This is a genomic window from Rhizobium sp. 3T7 (assembly GCF_020166565.1).
In the GTDB taxonomy this organism is placed as follows: Bacteria; Pseudomonadota; Alphaproteobacteria; order Rhizobiales; family Rhizobiaceae; genus Rhizobium.
The window spans coordinates 49862-64660 of sequence record NZ_JAIQXS010000013.1; the positions used below are offsets into that span (position 1 = coordinate 49862).

Genomic DNA, 14799 nt, shown 5'->3' on the forward strand with positions numbered 1-14799 from the left:
TCCGAGTATAGTGATCGATAGTTGGGATCGCGGTATGAAGACTCTAACAGAAAACAGGCAAGCAACTCTATCCTCGGTACTTCGCCGGTTTCCCGAGCGCGAGTTCACCATCCGTCGGATGATGGAGACGGACCAGACTTTCCTCGACCTGTGTGAGGAGCTTGCAGTCGCTGAAGCCGCCCTTTCAAACGTCGATCAACTTCCGCCAGCTATACGTTCGGAAAGGCGCATCGAGTGGCAGGACCTCGTCGACCGCCTGGCAAAGGAAATAGACGGCGCGCTGCAGCAGAAGCGAAATCCTATTTGATGTGCCCTTTCGGGCTCTCGATATAGCGGTGGCGGCGTTCTCGTGCGCGGCTCGGAAGGTAGTTGGGCCCCTGCAGCGTCTCTGCAGTGGAACCGGCAACAATTCCCAGCCAAGGCCCGCCTCTTCGAGCAAAGCGCGTCCGGATGACATTGAAACGTTCTCGCATCAGTGCGCACTTCAATGAGCCCCAGGCTCAGCCCGACGCGGGCACACAGTAAACTACTGTAAGATACCTCCGCAACTCTAGGTGAGCTGTCCATGCTGCGTCCGTCTATCACAGCAGGAGCTCATGATGATGAATATCACCCGTCGCACCCTGACTTTCGCCGGCCTCGGCTTACTCGCTGGAACCGCAATCTCTCCCGTCCGCGCCGAATTCGGCGAAGGAGGGTTGCAGATCGGCGAGGACCTAGAGGACTTCTGGATTGCAACCGACGCATACATCTACGGCTACCCCCTGGTGACGATGGAGATGACCCGCCGCGTCATAACCAATGTACCCGAGGTCAAGGGCACCCGCGGCCCAATGGGACACATCATCAAGCTGCGGGAGTATCCGGACGCCTCCTTCAAGGATGTCACGGCACCGAACGCCGATACCCTGTATACGACCTCCTTCTTCGACGTCGGCAAGGAGCCCTACGTGCTGAGCGTGCCGGACATGAAAGGGCGGTATTTTCTGCTGCCAATGCTCGATGGATGGACAAACGTCTTTCAGGTGCCGGGCAAGCGGACGACGGGCACGGGGCCGCAGACCTACGCCATCACGGCTCCCGGCTGGAGCGGCGCGCTTCCCGAAGGGGTCACGAAATACGAGTCCCCCACCAACATGGTCTGGCTGCTGGGCCGCATCTACTGCACGGGAACCCCCGAGGATTACGCCGAGGTCCATAAGCTGCAGGATCAGTTCAAGCTGGTCCCGCTGAGCGCCTATGGAAAAGACTACACGCCTCCGGCCGGCAAGGTCGACCCGTCGATCGACATGAAAACGGCTGTGCGCGATCAGGTCAACCGCCTGAGCGCAGTCGAGTATTTTACTCTCCTCGCAGAACTGATGAAGACAAATCGGCCGTCAGACGCAGATGCGCCCGCATTGGAACGTTTTGCGCGGATAGGATTGGTCTCGGGCGAGGACTTCGACGCCAGCAAGTTGAAGGCCGACTTCCGTGACCGGATTCCCACCGTCGGTTTCGATCGGATCATGCTCCAGTTCAAGATCAACAGTCAGGTGAAGAACATCGATGGCTGGGCGTTTACGACCAAGACCGGCCTGTACGGAACCGACTATCTCATGCGGGCACTCATCACGGCGATCGGTCTCGGCGCCAATCGACCCCAGGACGCCGTTTACCCGACGTCCGAAAGGGACGCCCACCATCGTCCATATGACGGCAAAAAGAACTACGTCATCCACTTCGAGAAAGGCAAGACGCCGCCGGTTTCGGGCTTCTGGTCACTCACCATGTACGACGAGAACTACTTCTTCGTCGCCAACCCGATCAATCGCTACTCCATCAGCCCCCGCCAGGATCTGAAGTACAACGCCGACGGGTCATTGGACCTTCTCCTGCAGCACAAGTCTCCCGGCGCCGGCAAGGAGTCGAACTGGCTGCCTGCGCCGGCAGGCAAGTTCTACCTGATGTTGAGACTGTATTGGCCAAACGAGAACGACCCGTCGATCATCGACGCGACCTGGACAATCCCGCCGGTCGAGGAAGTCGGCTAGACCCGCTCGGCCCGTCGCCCGGAAACCGGACGACGGGCATGAGACTTCTCATCAATCGAGGGAGAAAAACCCGTGACGTTCAGAGAAATTACATTTGCCGCGGCAGCTTTGGTTGGGCTTGCCTTTTATGCCGGCGCGACGCTGGCACAGGACGCAATTTCGGCTCCTGCGACGAAATCCATTGGCAGCGCGAAGCCGAAAGTCGAACCTGCCCTGATCGTGCTCAGTTCCAAGGGAGCACGCCTTGTCGACGGACGGCTTGTACTTTCCGGCGTGTCACCGAACTCCATCATGTTCGCCGACCGTCCGGTGCGCGCCGCAGGCCATGTGCTGACTTCCCAATTGATAGAGGAGTGGGCCACGGGCGCCGACAGCTTTGCAAAAGACCCACCAAACGCAACCGTATCAGTTCTGGGAAAAGCCGGCGGATCTGTCGAGGATGTCGTTGTGACCTTGAAATCGCCGACGCTTGAGGGCGACACGCTGACTTTCGCCGTCGACGTTCTCGAAGGAAGTATCGATAAGGCGGATGGTCCCGCTTCGACGTTCATAGATATCATCGGAATGCCGTTCACGCCGGTGTCCTTCGCGGGGGCAGCACGAAGAGCGGCCTATCGGGGAGCATGGTATGCCGGAGCAGCGGCGGGAGCCGCGGCTGCTTACGGCCGGCCCGCTTGTGGCTTCTATCCATATCCACCGTGCTACTAGGCCCCTGTCCACGAGCCGCTTGGCCATGCGCTTCGATTGCTTTCCTTGTCGCACGGCATTCAAGCCCCGAAGCAGAGATCCAGTCGTCCGCCAATCTCCTCGGACGCGGTTGTCTGCGCGTGGGCGGGAGCATGCGTGATGGACGGGCAGGCGAGGCCGTACGGCGATGCGAAAATCGGCGATCTGGGTGCCGCTGCATTCGGGCAGGCTGTCAGCTTCCCGCACCTAGTGACAACCGTCGCTGACTACTGGCACGAGTTCCAGAAAGCACAGCCGATATTCCACGTTCGATTGTTTGTGGACGATGTCGGATTGTCGTTCTTCCGATCGTCCTCTGTTCAGGAACAGGAGGATCGCAGATGTCCGAAGAGACCAATCCCAACCTCGATGAAGAAGCGATTATAGCTATGCTGGTGATGCGCGCCTCCGCGCTCGCCGATAAGAATGCCAAGGACGCACTCTCCTACGAGATCGAGGACTCCGTCGAGTTTTCGCTGGCGCCACCGCTTGTCTACCATGGCAAGGACGAGGCGGGCCTTCAGGACTGGTTCGACACATGGGAAGGTCCAATCGGCGGCGAAGTACGCGATGCCAAGCTGACGGTCGGCGGAGACGTCGCTTTCTGGAGCGGCTTGCTCCACATGACCGGAACGAAGACCGATGGTGCCGAGGTGGATCTGTGGTTTCGCCAGACCCTCGGCCTCGTGAAGCGCGACGGGCGCTGGTTGGTGGCCCACCAGCATGCTTCAGTTCCGTTCGCCATGGATGGAAGCGGGCGGGCGCTGTTGAATCTGAAACCTTAGGCTACGCGCTTCACGCCGAGCTCGCTTCCGCCGTCGCCGCGCCGGGAACCGTTGGCGATCCCGATTTGAAAGGCAAGGGCTCAAGGTGTTTGGAGCCTTTGCTCACCTGAACACAGAGCTGAAGTCTTTGCTGGATCGCTGAAAGAGTCCTCTGGATCATTCTCCTAATGGTTCGACGGCGTTGCTGTCGCCAATTGCTCGCGGTCGTTTGATTGGATTCGTCCAATCAGACGACTGCGGTAGATTGCGTGGCTGGACGCGACACTTCCGTTTACAGCAAGGGCAGCAATCCGGGCAGGACTGCCAAAGTCAGTTCCAAAGAGTGCGGTTTCGGCACTGAAGCTGGGTGAGTGAGGGTGAGGCCTTATCTGGAAGGGATTGCCGACGTCCAAAGGTCGAAAGGGGTGTTGCACACCTGATTTTCCTGCGTTCAAAATGGTTCCAGGGCACATGTCGGGGATCCATCCCTCGTATTCGATATTGATGATGTGAGAGCGTGCGCTTTTGCGGATCGCCGACATCATCTCCGAGATCGGGAAGTGAGGCTCTTCGCCTGCCTCGTCCAAACGCAGAAGCTTGGCATGTACAAGGCGAGCTAGCGGGAGGCAGGCGGCCAGCTCTGACAATGCTGCGACGTGCGATTGCATTAGGCTCTCGCTGACTGGCGAAAACACCGGCAAAAATACCGGAAAAATGATTGCCTCGCGAGAGGCCAGGGCGCGAAAGGCCAGTGCGACACCCGCTCGTGCAGTCCTCGAGGACGGTCGCTTTTCCCTTGAGCGCCCAGAGGACGCCGCCCTGGTGCAGCTTCGATGTCAGAAACGAAAACTTATTGAAACGGTCGAGACCGCCATGGGCTGCCGTGGACGATGAGCGTGGGCTGCTTGATGGCCTTGAGCGCTTGAAGGAGCTTCCACGCTGGCTCCGATTTTGTCGACGGGGCCGCCGTATCTGTGCATGGTCTAGACTGAAGCCAGCCAACGTCATCATCTATTGATGTAGGCGGCAAGTTCGTCCGGTGTCCCATTCGGGAAGGACTGTTTGAGAAAGTCGAGGAACGCAGACACGCGCGCACTAAGCAAACGGCGAGATGGGTAGAGCGCCCATAGGGCGATCTCGGGTCCGTCAATATCACCCCAATTAACCAGTCTCCCGTCGGCCAGGTCATGAGCCACCAGCGAAATGGGAAGACGTGCAGCACCGACCCCGATCCGCACGGCATCCCGGACCATGATGAGGGAAGCCAGACCAAGGACAGGTTCAATCGAAATCGCGGAGGGCTCGCTTGGTGTCATCACGCGCCATCTTTGCCGCTCGCCTGCGCCCCGCACCACGCCGGGAGCGGCAACATCTTTCGTCGGACGGGGGAGGGCAGGGCTTGCCACCACGACAAGCCGGTCGCGAAGAAAAGCACGCCCAATCAGGCTTTCGTCAGGGTCTGGATTAACCCGAATGACCAGATCGTAGCCTTCCTCGATCATGTCGACAGGCCGGTCCTCAGTCGTGACCTCCAGCCTGACCTCTGGATATTTCAGTGCAAACTCCGCTGCGATCTTTCCCATCGCGCTCTGGGAGAAAAGCACCGGCGCGCTGATGCGCAACTTTCCTTTGGGCGTGTGGCCGCCGGATGCGATCGCCGAAGTCGTCTCGTCGAGTTCGGCGAGCAACCTCCCTGTCCGCTCGAAGAGCGCCCGTCCTTCTTCGGTCAGCTTGAGGTTCCGCGCGCCCCGCTCAAACAGCCGAAGGTCAAGCCCGCTTTCCAACTCCGCGACGCGCCGGGACAGTGTTGCCTTGGGCCTTCCGGTCGCTCTTGAGGCTTTGCCGAAACCACCATGGCGGGCAACGAGATTAAAATCGGCGAGGGCAAGAAGATCCATGAGTGTTCCACCTGTGAGACGCCGCGTCTAAAATATCTGTCTATTGGACTGTCAGTGAACCACACATATTGGACGTGTCAAGCAACCGAACACGGAGAAATACCATGACCATTCTCGTTACCGGCGCCACGGGCAATATCGGCCGCCAAGTCGTTGAACACCTCGTCAAGCGCGGTGCGGATGTACGCGCTCTCGCCCGCGACCCATCGAAAGCCGAATTCCCGGCTGACGTCGACGTCGTGCAGGGCGACTTCCTCGACGTCGACTCACTGCGCAACGCCATGTCAGGCGTGTCGACCCTGTTCCTCCTGAACGCCGTGGTGCCGGACGAATTCACCCAGGCTTTGATTGCGCTGAACGTCGCCCGATCGGCCGGCATCGAGCGGATCGTCTATCTGTCGGTGATCCACGCCAACCTCTATGTGAACGTGCCGCATTTCGCCGGAAAGTTCGGCGTCGAGCGGATGATCGAGCAGATGGACTTCAAGGCGACGATCCTGCGTCCGGCCTACTTCATGCAGAACGATCTGATGGTCAAAGACGTCATCACCGGCTACGGCGCCTACACAATGCCAATCGGTGCCAAGGGCCTTGCCATGATCGACGTCCGGGATATCGCCGAAATCGCCGCCCGTGAGCTGTTGCGCCGTGAACAGGCTTCAGAGCCGCTCGCAATCGACCGGATCAACCTCGTCGGCCCACAGGTGCTGACCGGAACGGATATCGCCGCCATCTGGTCAGATGTGCTTGCGCGCCCGATCAACTACGGCGGCGACAACACCGAAGGGTTTGAGCAGAATCTGAAGCAGTTCGTACCTACCTGGATGGCCTACGACATGCGTCTGATGGGCGAACGCTTCTTGACCGACGGTATGCTTCCCGAAGCTGGCGACGTCGAGCGCCTGACTGCGTTGCTTGGCCGCCCTTTGCAACAATATCGCGACTTCGCCTTGGAAACCGCTGCTTCGGCCTGATGGAAGCAGCTATCACGAAAGGACGATCATCGTGATCTATTCGACCGCCATTGTTCCGGTAAACCCGGAAGGCGAAACCCGGCTGACGCGCGCTCAGGCGTGGAAGGGTCTTGAACTCAAAGCACGCGACGCGCGCTTGTTTCTCGCCCCAGGGCTCTGCACCCGTTGTGAGGTTGTCGAGGAAAGCGCGGCGCACTTCGCGCGGGAAGCCACGATCGGTGGTAACAACTTGCGCGAAATCGTCACGCTTGAGCCGGAGAGCAAGGTCACCTTCTTCCAGGCGGCTGGTCCACGCGAGGGCGCGATCATCAACGAACTGTTCGAGGATGAAGAAGGCGCACTGCAGCGTCGCTTCTACTGTTACATGGGCCTGCGTGGCAAAGAGCCAAATACTCTTGAGGAGCAAGCCCAGCAGACTCAGCTTGCCGGCGAGAACGGCTATAAGGCCGCCCTGCTGGCGACGGTGAAGCCGACCCGCGCACTTGTTGCAGAGGGAAACCTGTAATCAGTTTCAAAGCAGATCAGTACGGCGGCGCCTTGTGCGGTCGCCCTACTTTCTTGTTCGACTGATAATGGGTTGATTGACGGCAGGACCGCGAGGTTGATTGCAGGTGTACTCGCGTCTCATTCTCTACACGGCATCCCAGGCAGTGCTGGGGTTGTCTAAGCAAGGGGCACAGCAGCGGATAGGCAAGTAAGCCAGCGCTAGCGTAGGCGGCATTACCGCGTGACGTGATCCTGTCACGACATTCCAAATCAGGCTAAGACAGGGCGGAAAATTCGCGCCAACATTCACTTTTGATGGCGCGTCATGGCCGACATGGCCTATAGGAGCTGCCACCACTAAGGCTTGGCCTTGGTCCCCTCCCTGCCGCTCCAGGCCTCGATATCTTGCAAGCACCAGGGAAACCGTCGCACACCATGTTCGCTTGCAGGAAGAAATAGTGACTACAACCGAGAGCTTACCGTCCGACATCTATGCCATTGCCGACGTCCATGGACGCGCCGACCTTCTTGAGGTCATGCTTGGATACATCGCGGCTGCCTCGAGTGATCATCAATCCAAGCCGGTCGTGATCTTTCTAGGCGATCTGATCGACCGCGGCCCTTACAGTCCAAAGGTACTCGATCAGGTCTGTTCAACACTCGACCTTTATCCGGGTTCTCGGCTGATCCTTGGCAACCATGATTTTTACCTGCGTGAGCTCCTTCGTGGTGCTCTCACCCATGAGGACGCTGTCAACTGGATGGACTGGGGAGGCGTCGCAACGGTGAGCGCATATTCCAATCGCCCGGTGCCTGATTTCGAGAACATCGCCGCAGATATCCGCCGCGTCTTCCCACACCATGTGGACTTGCTAGAAAACGCGCTGACATTCAAGGAGATCGGGCGCTTCTGCTTTGTTCACGCTGGAATACGTCCCGGTGTTCAGCTTGCAAATCAAAGCGAATACGACTTGCGCTGGATCAGGGCGGGCTTCCTCGATCACATGGACGCCTTTGGCCATGTCGTTTTGCACGGTCACACGATCACGAAGTCGCTGCGACCCGAAGTTTACTCGAATCGCATAGCTTTGGATACCGGAGCATATCGGACTGGCCGGCTGAGCGCCGCCGTAATCAGGCGCGATGAGCTTTCACATTTCGTATGCACCGAACTAACCGAAACCGGCGCCATCCAGGTCGGCGAGTGGCGGCCCGACTAATCGACAAGAGAAGAAGATCGAGTTTCAATGGTTTCCATAGTAGGGCGTTACGCCACAAAATCTCAGATAAATCAGAAAGCTATTTAGATCATAAAGGCCTGCCGGCGGTTTGAACCGTTTCAAGGCGTGGGAGCGGGTGCCCTCCTCTGTGCAAACAAGCACGATCGGTGAGATACGCCAAAACGTTGGAAGAGATTTGGCGTATGGAATCGGTCGGGTCCATGTCTATTGGCGCTTTCTTGACAACGAAATGCGCCGCCTGACTTTCCGGTTAAGCGCATCACGTTCGAGCTGCTCGAGCAACGACCGATCCCCGATGTATAACATCTTCAGCGGCCCGCTTTTGGTTCCCGCTGAACATACCGCCACGATACACCTGGGCGTCAGCATCGAACGAGAACAAGACGATATCGGTCTCAGTCAACGCCATCGGATGCTGTTCGAACGAGGTCGCGAACACGCTCTCTCCCTCGGAGACCGTCTCGTTTCCAAACCGTATTTCCCCATTGACGACAAAGAGCAGAGAAGCCAACTCGGAAATTAGCAGCGGTCGGCAATTCAGCGTAGTGCCTGCGCTGAGGCGTGCATCAAAGACCCAGACATCGGACCGCACCATTAGCCGGGCCTTGCGAGGTCCGGCAATCAGCCGCCAGTTATCGTCGCTGACTTCGTCGACAAAATCATGAAACTGCACCATCGGCTCGAGATTTGGAGCGTGCGGCCGCAGGAAAATCTGTAGAGCCCGAACAGTTGTCTTCCCGAGCATAAGCTCTTCATGTTGGAAGGTGTGGCCGGCATTCATCATCATGAAATGCGTCTGGTCGAGCCTCTCCTCGTTACCGACGGTGTCGCGGTGGAGCATCTCGCCGCCGCGGATATAGGCCAGTATTTCGTCGTCCTTGTGCGGGTGCATGCCGATGAGATGACCCGGCTGAACCTGGGCGCGGTCAATCCTGCCGATCGGGCCGATCCCGCTGTCGTCCTGGGTGAGCGACAGACCCGGATACATGATCTCGACGCCGAAGCCTTCCCCGATGTTGCCGCGCATCCGGCCATCTGCGATTTTGGTGATAGTCATTGAACTGTTTCCTTCGATCGCGGGCGCGGGCGCGCCCGCGCCGAATCCGACGCGTTCCGCCATCAGTGGTAGTTCAGGATGCCGACGAGCTTCTGGCCGAGCGGGCTCGTCCAGTCGACGGCAAGTTCGGAGATGATCTGGTCAACCGTGGTGATGACCGCGCCGGCCTTTTCCATGCGCCGCAAAGCGATATCGTCGCCGTACTTGGTGTAGGATGCGGATGCGTCGGCCGAGACCTGGACCTCGTAACCTTCGTCGAGCATCTGGAGGACCGGGAAGGTGACGCAGATTTCCGTCGTCATCAGTGACATCGGTGCAGCTTCGCTGCCACGTTTGGCGTTCGTGGCGATGTCGGCGAGCACGAAGAACTTACTGTTACCGAAACCTGCTTTTGCGACAAGTCCGCCATATAGATGTTGCCTTAGTCGGTCGCGATATAGGTGAAGTCTGACCTCTGTTTGTTCTATCCCAAGACAATACGTTCGCCGCTTTGTGCCGATCGTTTGATAGCCATAATGACTTTCAGTGTGTTCAGCCCTTCGCGCCCGCTCACCAGCGGCGCTTCTTCACCGCGGATCACCTTGCAGAACTGCCGGATCTGCAGCACCAGCGGGTCTTCGTCCTGAATGGCGACGCGGCGCTTTTCGAAGGGCTCCCACCAGCTACGTCTTGCGCCGTTCTTCCACACGTCGAGCGACGGGATCGTCAAGGATCCGTGCGTCCCACCGATCATGTAGCATGCCTCCTCCGTTTTCGGGTAAGCTGGGTTTTCGCCCGTCGTCATCTCCCAGCTCCAGGGTGCGACGACCGAGTCCGAAACGGAAGCCGTGGCAAGAAGACCGCTTTCGAACTCCATGAGGATCACCGAGGTCTCCTCGACGGCATTGCCGCGGACGCCGCTGGATTCACGCGCCTGGATGGCAACGATTTCCCCAAAAAGGCAGCGCAGGTTGTCGACGTCGTGGATTAGGTTAAGCAAGACAGGGCCGGCTCCGGCCTGGCGCCGCCAGTCGATGTCGAAATAGTCGTCCGGCTTGAACAGCCAGAACATAACATTGGCCACGAGGATGCGGCCAAGCTCGCCGCTGTCGATGATCTCTTTCGCCTTCTGGATCATTGGATTGTGGCGGCGGTGGTGGCCGACCAGAAGCGAAACGCCAGCGGCTTCTGCCGCTCCGATCAGCTTTTCGCCGGCCGCGATGTCGTCGGCAATCGGCTTTTCGACCAGCGCTGGCACCCCGGCGGCAACGGCTTCGAGACCGTTGGCGACATGGACCTGGTTGGGCGTCGCGATGATGATGCCGTCGGGACGATCCGTCTCGATCATGGCCGCAAAGCTTGGAAACCATTTAGCGCCGTATTCCTGCGCAATCTTTTGCCCCAGCGGCATCGGATCGACGATGGCCAGAAGTTCCGTCTGCGGCTCGGCAAGCACGTGCTGGATATGTCGCTTGCCGATCAGGCCAGCGCCGAGCACTGCAAGTCTTACTTTCCGTTCCATGCCGAGCTCCTTCCCGTCACTTCGTCTCGGCAGACGTGATCAGGCTTGCAACGCGGCGGATCGCCAGTAGGTAGCCTTCGGTGCCGAGACCCGCGATCACGCCATCGGCGCGATGCGAGACGAAGGAATGATGGCGGAAGGCTTCACGCTTGTGAACGTTGGAAATATGCACCTCGATCACCGGCTGCTCGAACGTATTCAGCGCATCGAGAATGGCAACTGAGGTATGGGTGAATGCGGCTGGATTGATAACGATGCCCGCCCCGTCCTCGCGCGCCTCATGGATCCAGTCGATGATTTCGTATTCACGATTGCTCTGGTGAAAGCGGATTTCGTGGCCAAGTTCGGAAGCCAACCGGCGGCAATCGGCCTCGACATCGGCGAGTGTCTCATGACCGTAGATAAGCGGCTGGCGCTTGCCGAGCAGGTTGAGATTCGGGCCGTTGAGAACATAGATCAGGCTCATGTGTCTTCCTTTCGAATTGCCGGAATGATCACGGCAATGTGCTCTCGTGGATCGCAAAATCGGGATCCGACTGGATAAGATCGGCACGCAGGGCGCAGCGCCCCTCATCGAGTACCGGACGGGCGACCCCTTCGGCTGCGTCATAGACCATCTGCAATATCGCTCGCATTTCGGCCGCAGAGCGTCCGGGTCCGATGCGCAGGATGATCTGCACGAATTGATTGGCGGGATTCTCGTCGGCGACCAGCGAATGGGTGGCTTCGCGTGCGAAGGTCCGCACGGCATTCGGCTTGACCGCGCCGCTGTCACGCACGCTGCGATGAACAGCCTTCACCAGCGCCGGCATGTCTATGCGTCGGCCGGCTCCATGGCTATATTCGATGACGATGTGGGGCATCCCGTTCCTCCTTCGCCAGCCTGGATCAGGAGGCTCTGCACAGTTCGGTGAAATGGGTGCTCATGCGTTCGGCGTCCGGTTCGATACCGCTGAAGAGCCTGAATGCGGCCGCTGCCTGAAACACCGTCATCCCGCCACCGGTCAGAGTGCGGCAGTCGAGACGGGTGGCGAGCGCCAGAAGCTCGGTTACCAGCGGCATGTAGACGATGTCGGCGACCCAATGGCGAGGTTCCAGCCAGCTCTCTTCGATCGGCAGACCCGGATGGTTTTTCATGCCCGTCGGCGTCGCATGGATAAGGCCATCAACGGTCCGCATCGCTTCACCGACATTGGTGATCGAAAAAGCCCGTTCGGCAGAAAACCGGCGGTTCAGATCTTCGGCGAGCTTTGTCGACCGTGCAATATCCTGATCGAAAATCGCGAGATGCTCGATGCCGAGTTTCATCGCGGCATGTGCAACTGCGACCCCGGCGCCGCCGGCGCCCAGAAGGACCGCCCGATGCCGCGGGACGTCAGGAAGGCCGCGCCGGAAATTTTCATAGAAACCGTACCAGTCCGTGTTGTGGCCGGTCCGTCTTCCGTCCTTGAATACGACGGTGTTAACCGCGCCCAGCATGCGGGCGTCGTCGGAGAGATCCGTGAGGTACTGAATCACCGTCTGCTTACAGGGATGCGTGATGTTGCTGCCCGCAAAGCCGCGGGCTTCCATTTCGGCCAGCAGATCCGGCAGGGCGCTCGGAGGCAGTCCGCGCTCGGCAAGGTCGAGGAGTTCGTAGCGATAATCGAGACCCTGAAGCGTGCCCTCGCACTCATGCAGGGCAGGGGACTTCGACATCTGGATATCCGCGCCGATCAGTCCCACCAACACAGCGCGCTTCATCGTTTCGTTTGAAACAGTCATATGCGGATCGCCTCAGTGATGGGCCAGGATTTCGCCGAGGAAGGCCTGGGTGCGTGGATGCGTGGGATTGCGGAAGAACGTTTCCGGCGTCGCCTCTTCGATGATCTCGCCGGAGGCCATGAAGATCACGCGGTCGGCCACCTGCCGGGCAAAGCCCATTTCATGGGTGACGCAGATCATGGTCATACCGTCCCTGGCGAGACCGATCATCGTGTCGAGGACTTCCTTGACCATTTCGGGATCGAGCGCGCTGGTCGGCTCATCGAACAGCATGGCTTTCGGCTCCATGCAGAGCGCACGCGCAATCGCTACGCGCTGCTGCTGTCCGCCAGAAAGCTGGACGGGGTACTTGTCAGCCTGGTCGAGAATGCGGACGCGTTCGAGATATTTGCGGGCGATTTTCTCGGCATCTGTCTTGCTGGTGCCACGGACGCGCATCGGCGCAAGCGTGCAGTTTTCGAGGATGGTCATGTGCGGAAACAAGTTGAAGCTCTGGAATACCATGCCGACTTCGCGTCGCACGGCGTCGATCGCCTTGCCGCTGTCATCCAGTTTTGTCCCCTCGACCATGATCGTGCCTTTCTCGATTTTCTCGAGCGCATTGATGCAACGGATAAGGGTTGACTTGCCGGATCCCGACGGTCCGCAAAGGACGATCTTCTCGCCTTTGCGGACGGTCAAGTTGATGTTCTTCAACGCATGGAATGCGCCGTACCATTTATCCACGGCTTCCATAGAGAGAAGCGGGCTTTGAGTGTCAGCGGCGTGCGGCACGGCGATCTCCTGCGCAGAACTTGGATCAGTTGATGGTGAAGGGGATGTTTGGAATGGATTCGGGGAACTTCGGAACCTCCACCTTCATCCACTTGGCATAGACCTTGGCGTGCTCGCCGTTTGCCATGATTTTGTCGAGGAAGGCGTTGACGGTTTCATTCCAGTCCTTCTCGCCAAGCCGTGTTCCGACGCCATTGAATGTGGTGAGGAAATCGATCTTGCGTTCATATGTGCCGGCACTGGCTGCTTCCAGACGGTCGAGGTAGAACTGGTTGCCGCCGACCGCCTGCACCTGGCCGGAAAGCAGCGCCTGGATGGACGCGGCATCATCGTCGAAACGCCGGACGGTCGCCGTATCGCCGACAGCGGCGGTCACCGCCTTATCCTGCGAGCTTGACTTTGGAACGCCGATCTCCAGGCCTGCGAGATCGCCGATTTCGGCCATCTTCTTGTCCTTCGGTCCATAAAGCGAAATCGTGTTGCCCGCATACGGCTTGCTGTACTGGATCGACTTGGCGCGTTCCTCGGTCATCGCCATGGTGGCAAACAGGATATCGACCTTACCAGTGACAAGCGCCGGGATGCGGTTGGCGACCGCGAGCGGTGCGAATTCGACCTCGACGCCCAATTCTTTGGCGAATAGCTTGGCGATATCGGCGTCGAAACCGTCCTGAACGCCGCTCGAATTGACGAAACCCCAGGGTGCGTTGTCGCCCTGAATGCCGACGACGACCTTGCCCTTGGCCTTCACCTCCTCGACCGTTGCAGCTTGTGCAGACACCGGCGACAGCCACGGGGCCATCACCAGTGCTGCCGCGGCGAACAGAATTCCACGGCGCTTCAGGCCGGTCTTAAAGCTGCTGATCATTACCTTCTCCTCCTTGGTTGATAGAGCTTGTGCGTTCGTTGGATTGCCAACTTACCGAGCGGCCTTGGCCATCCGATTTTCGAGCCGGGCCCCGTAGAGGGACAGGGGCCAGCAAATGATGAAGTAGATCGCACCGACGATGCCGAAGACCAGCAGCGGCCTGTAGGTCTGGTTCGAGACGATCTGTCCAGCGCGGGCGAGCTCGATGAAGCCGACGATGGCGGCAAGCGACGTGCCCTTGATGAGCTGGACGAGAAAACCGATCGTTGCCGGCAGCGAGACCTTGAAGGCCTGCGGAAGGACCACGTCCTTCATCCGCGACACATAGTGGAGACCCAACGCATTGGCGGCCTCGCTTTGTCCCTTAGGTATGGCCTGTATGGCGCCGCGCCAGATCTCGCCCAGAAACGCACTGGCATGAAGCGTGAAGGCGATTGCGACGGCTAGCCAGGCTTCGATGGTGACGCCGATAAGCGCGATCCCGTAGTAGACGACGAACAGCTGCATTAGCAGCGGCGTACCCTGAAAGACGGCGATATAGCCCGCCGCCGTCTTGCGGAGCGCAGAGCGTCCGGACGTCCGGGCCAGTGCGATCAAAAGGCCGAATACGCCGCCGCCGATGAAGCCGATCGCAGATAGAAGCAGCGTCCACTTCAGGCCCTGCAGCAGGAAAAGCAGTTCGTTTTGGCCGATAACACCCACCGTCCCGCTCC

General features: G+C 59.0%; 18 protein-coding genes. 7 read left to right on the plus strand and 11 right to left on the minus strand.

All coding sequences use genetic code 11. The features are described from left to right. Window positions 1-34: 34 nt before the first annotated feature. The 4 genes from K9B32_RS18475 (at window position 35) to K9B32_RS18490 (ending at window position 3544) form a co-directional block, all read left to right on the plus strand. Window positions 35-307 (plus strand): hypothetical protein, encoded by a 273-nt coding sequence (locus K9B32_RS18475; RefSeq protein WP_224564789.1) that lies wholly within the window; start codon window positions 35-37, stop codon window positions 305-307. 295 nt (window positions 308-602) lie between these two features. After that, window positions 603-2033 (plus strand): DUF1254 domain-containing protein, encoded by a 1431-nt coding sequence (locus tag K9B32_RS18480; protein WP_224564957.1) that lies wholly within the window; start codon window positions 603-605, stop codon window positions 2031-2033. 87 nt (window positions 2034-2120) lie between these two features. Next, window positions 2121-2741 carry a hypothetical protein gene (locus K9B32_RS18485; protein WP_411969722.1) on the plus strand — a complete coding sequence of 207 codons (621 nt, stop codon included), beginning with the start codon at window positions 2121-2123 and terminating at the stop codon, window positions 2739-2741. Between the two features lie 359 nt (window positions 2742-3100). Then, window positions 3101-3544 (plus strand): nuclear transport factor 2 family protein, encoded by a 444-nt coding sequence (locus K9B32_RS18490; protein ID WP_224564791.1) that lies wholly within the window; start codon window positions 3101-3103, stop codon window positions 3542-3544. A 164-nt stretch (window positions 3545-3708) separates the two neighbouring features. Here K9B32_RS18490 and K9B32_RS18495 read toward each other — a convergent pair whose 3' ends face one another. After that, window positions 3709-4191 carry a hypothetical protein gene (locus tag K9B32_RS18495; protein WP_224564792.1) on the minus strand — a complete coding sequence of 161 codons (483 nt, stop codon included), beginning with the start codon at window positions 4189-4191 and terminating at the stop codon, window positions 3709-3711. A 339-nt stretch (window positions 4192-4530) separates the two neighbouring features. Further along, window positions 4531-5421 (minus strand): LysR family transcriptional regulator, encoded by an 891-nt coding sequence (locus K9B32_RS18500; protein ID WP_224564794.1) that lies wholly within the window; start codon window positions 5419-5421, stop codon window positions 4531-4533. Window positions 5422-5525: 104 nt separating this feature from the next. Here K9B32_RS18500 and K9B32_RS18505 point away from each other — a divergent pair, with 104 nt between their 5' ends. The 3 genes from K9B32_RS18505 to K9B32_RS18515 all read left to right on the plus strand — a co-directional run bounded on the left by K9B32_RS18505 (window position 5526) and on the right by K9B32_RS18515 (window position 8101). Then, window positions 5526-6395: an SDR family oxidoreductase gene (locus tag K9B32_RS18505; RefSeq protein ID WP_224564796.1), complete on the plus strand. Its 870-nt coding sequence runs from the start codon at window positions 5526-5528 to the stop codon at window positions 6393-6395. Between the two features lie 31 nt (window positions 6396-6426). Further along, window positions 6427-6900, plus strand: a complete 474-nt coding sequence (locus tag K9B32_RS18510) for an AtaL-like protein (RefSeq protein WP_224564798.1) — start codon at window positions 6427-6429, stop codon at window positions 6898-6900. 439 nt (window positions 6901-7339) lie between these two features. Next, entirely contained in the window at window positions 7340-8101 is a 762-nt protein-coding gene (locus K9B32_RS18515; protein WP_224564800.1) for a metallophosphoesterase, read from the plus strand. Between the two features lie 280 nt (window positions 8102-8381). On the opposite strand, the gene K9B32_RS18520 is transcribed toward K9B32_RS18515, so the two are convergent. From K9B32_RS18520 to K9B32_RS18560, 9 genes are all read right to left on the minus strand, one after another. After that, window positions 8382-9179 carry a pirin family protein gene (locus K9B32_RS18520; RefSeq protein ID WP_224564802.1) on the minus strand — a complete coding sequence of 266 codons (798 nt, stop codon included), beginning with the start codon at window positions 9177-9179 and terminating at the stop codon, window positions 8382-8384. Between the two features lie 62 nt (window positions 9180-9241). After that, window positions 9242-9541 (minus strand): isochorismatase family protein, encoded by a 300-nt coding sequence (locus K9B32_RS18525; RefSeq protein ID WP_224564803.1) that lies wholly within the window; start codon window positions 9539-9541, stop codon window positions 9242-9244. Window positions 9542-9642: 101 nt separating this feature from the next. Continuing rightward, entirely contained in the window at window positions 9643-10680 is a 1038-nt protein-coding gene (locus K9B32_RS18530; protein WP_224564805.1) for a Gfo/Idh/MocA family protein, read from the minus strand. A gap of 16 nt (window positions 10681-10696) precedes the next feature. Next, on the minus strand, window positions 10697-11146 hold the full coding sequence (gene aroQ, locus K9B32_RS18535) for a type II 3-dehydroquinate dehydratase (RefSeq protein WP_224564807.1): 450 nt from the start codon (window positions 11144-11146) through the stop codon (window positions 10697-10699). A 28-nt stretch (window positions 11147-11174) separates the two neighbouring features. Then, window positions 11175-11543: a 5-carboxymethyl-2-hydroxymuconate Delta-isomerase gene (locus tag K9B32_RS18540; RefSeq protein WP_224564809.1), complete on the minus strand. Its 369-nt coding sequence runs from the start codon at window positions 11541-11543 to the stop codon at window positions 11175-11177. Window positions 11544-11568: 25 nt separating this feature from the next. After that, window positions 11569-12444, minus strand: a complete 876-nt coding sequence (locus K9B32_RS18545) for a shikimate dehydrogenase (RefSeq protein WP_224564811.1) — start codon at window positions 12442-12444, stop codon at window positions 11569-11571. A gap of 12 nt (window positions 12445-12456) precedes the next feature. Beyond that, window positions 12457-13179, minus strand: coding sequence for an amino acid ABC transporter ATP-binding protein (locus K9B32_RS18550; RefSeq protein ID WP_224564961.1), 723 nt, complete (start codon window positions 13177-13179; stop codon window positions 12457-12459). A gap of 64 nt (window positions 13180-13243) precedes the next feature. Continuing rightward, window positions 13244-14086 (minus strand): transporter substrate-binding domain-containing protein, encoded by an 843-nt coding sequence (locus K9B32_RS18555; RefSeq protein ID WP_224564813.1) that lies wholly within the window; start codon window positions 14084-14086, stop codon window positions 13244-13246. 51 nt (window positions 14087-14137) lie between these two features. Further along, on the minus strand, window positions 14138-14788 hold the full coding sequence (locus tag K9B32_RS18560; protein ID WP_224564815.1) for an amino acid ABC transporter permease: 651 nt from the start codon (window positions 14786-14788) through the stop codon (window positions 14138-14140). Window positions 14789-14799 lie beyond the last annotated feature (11 nt).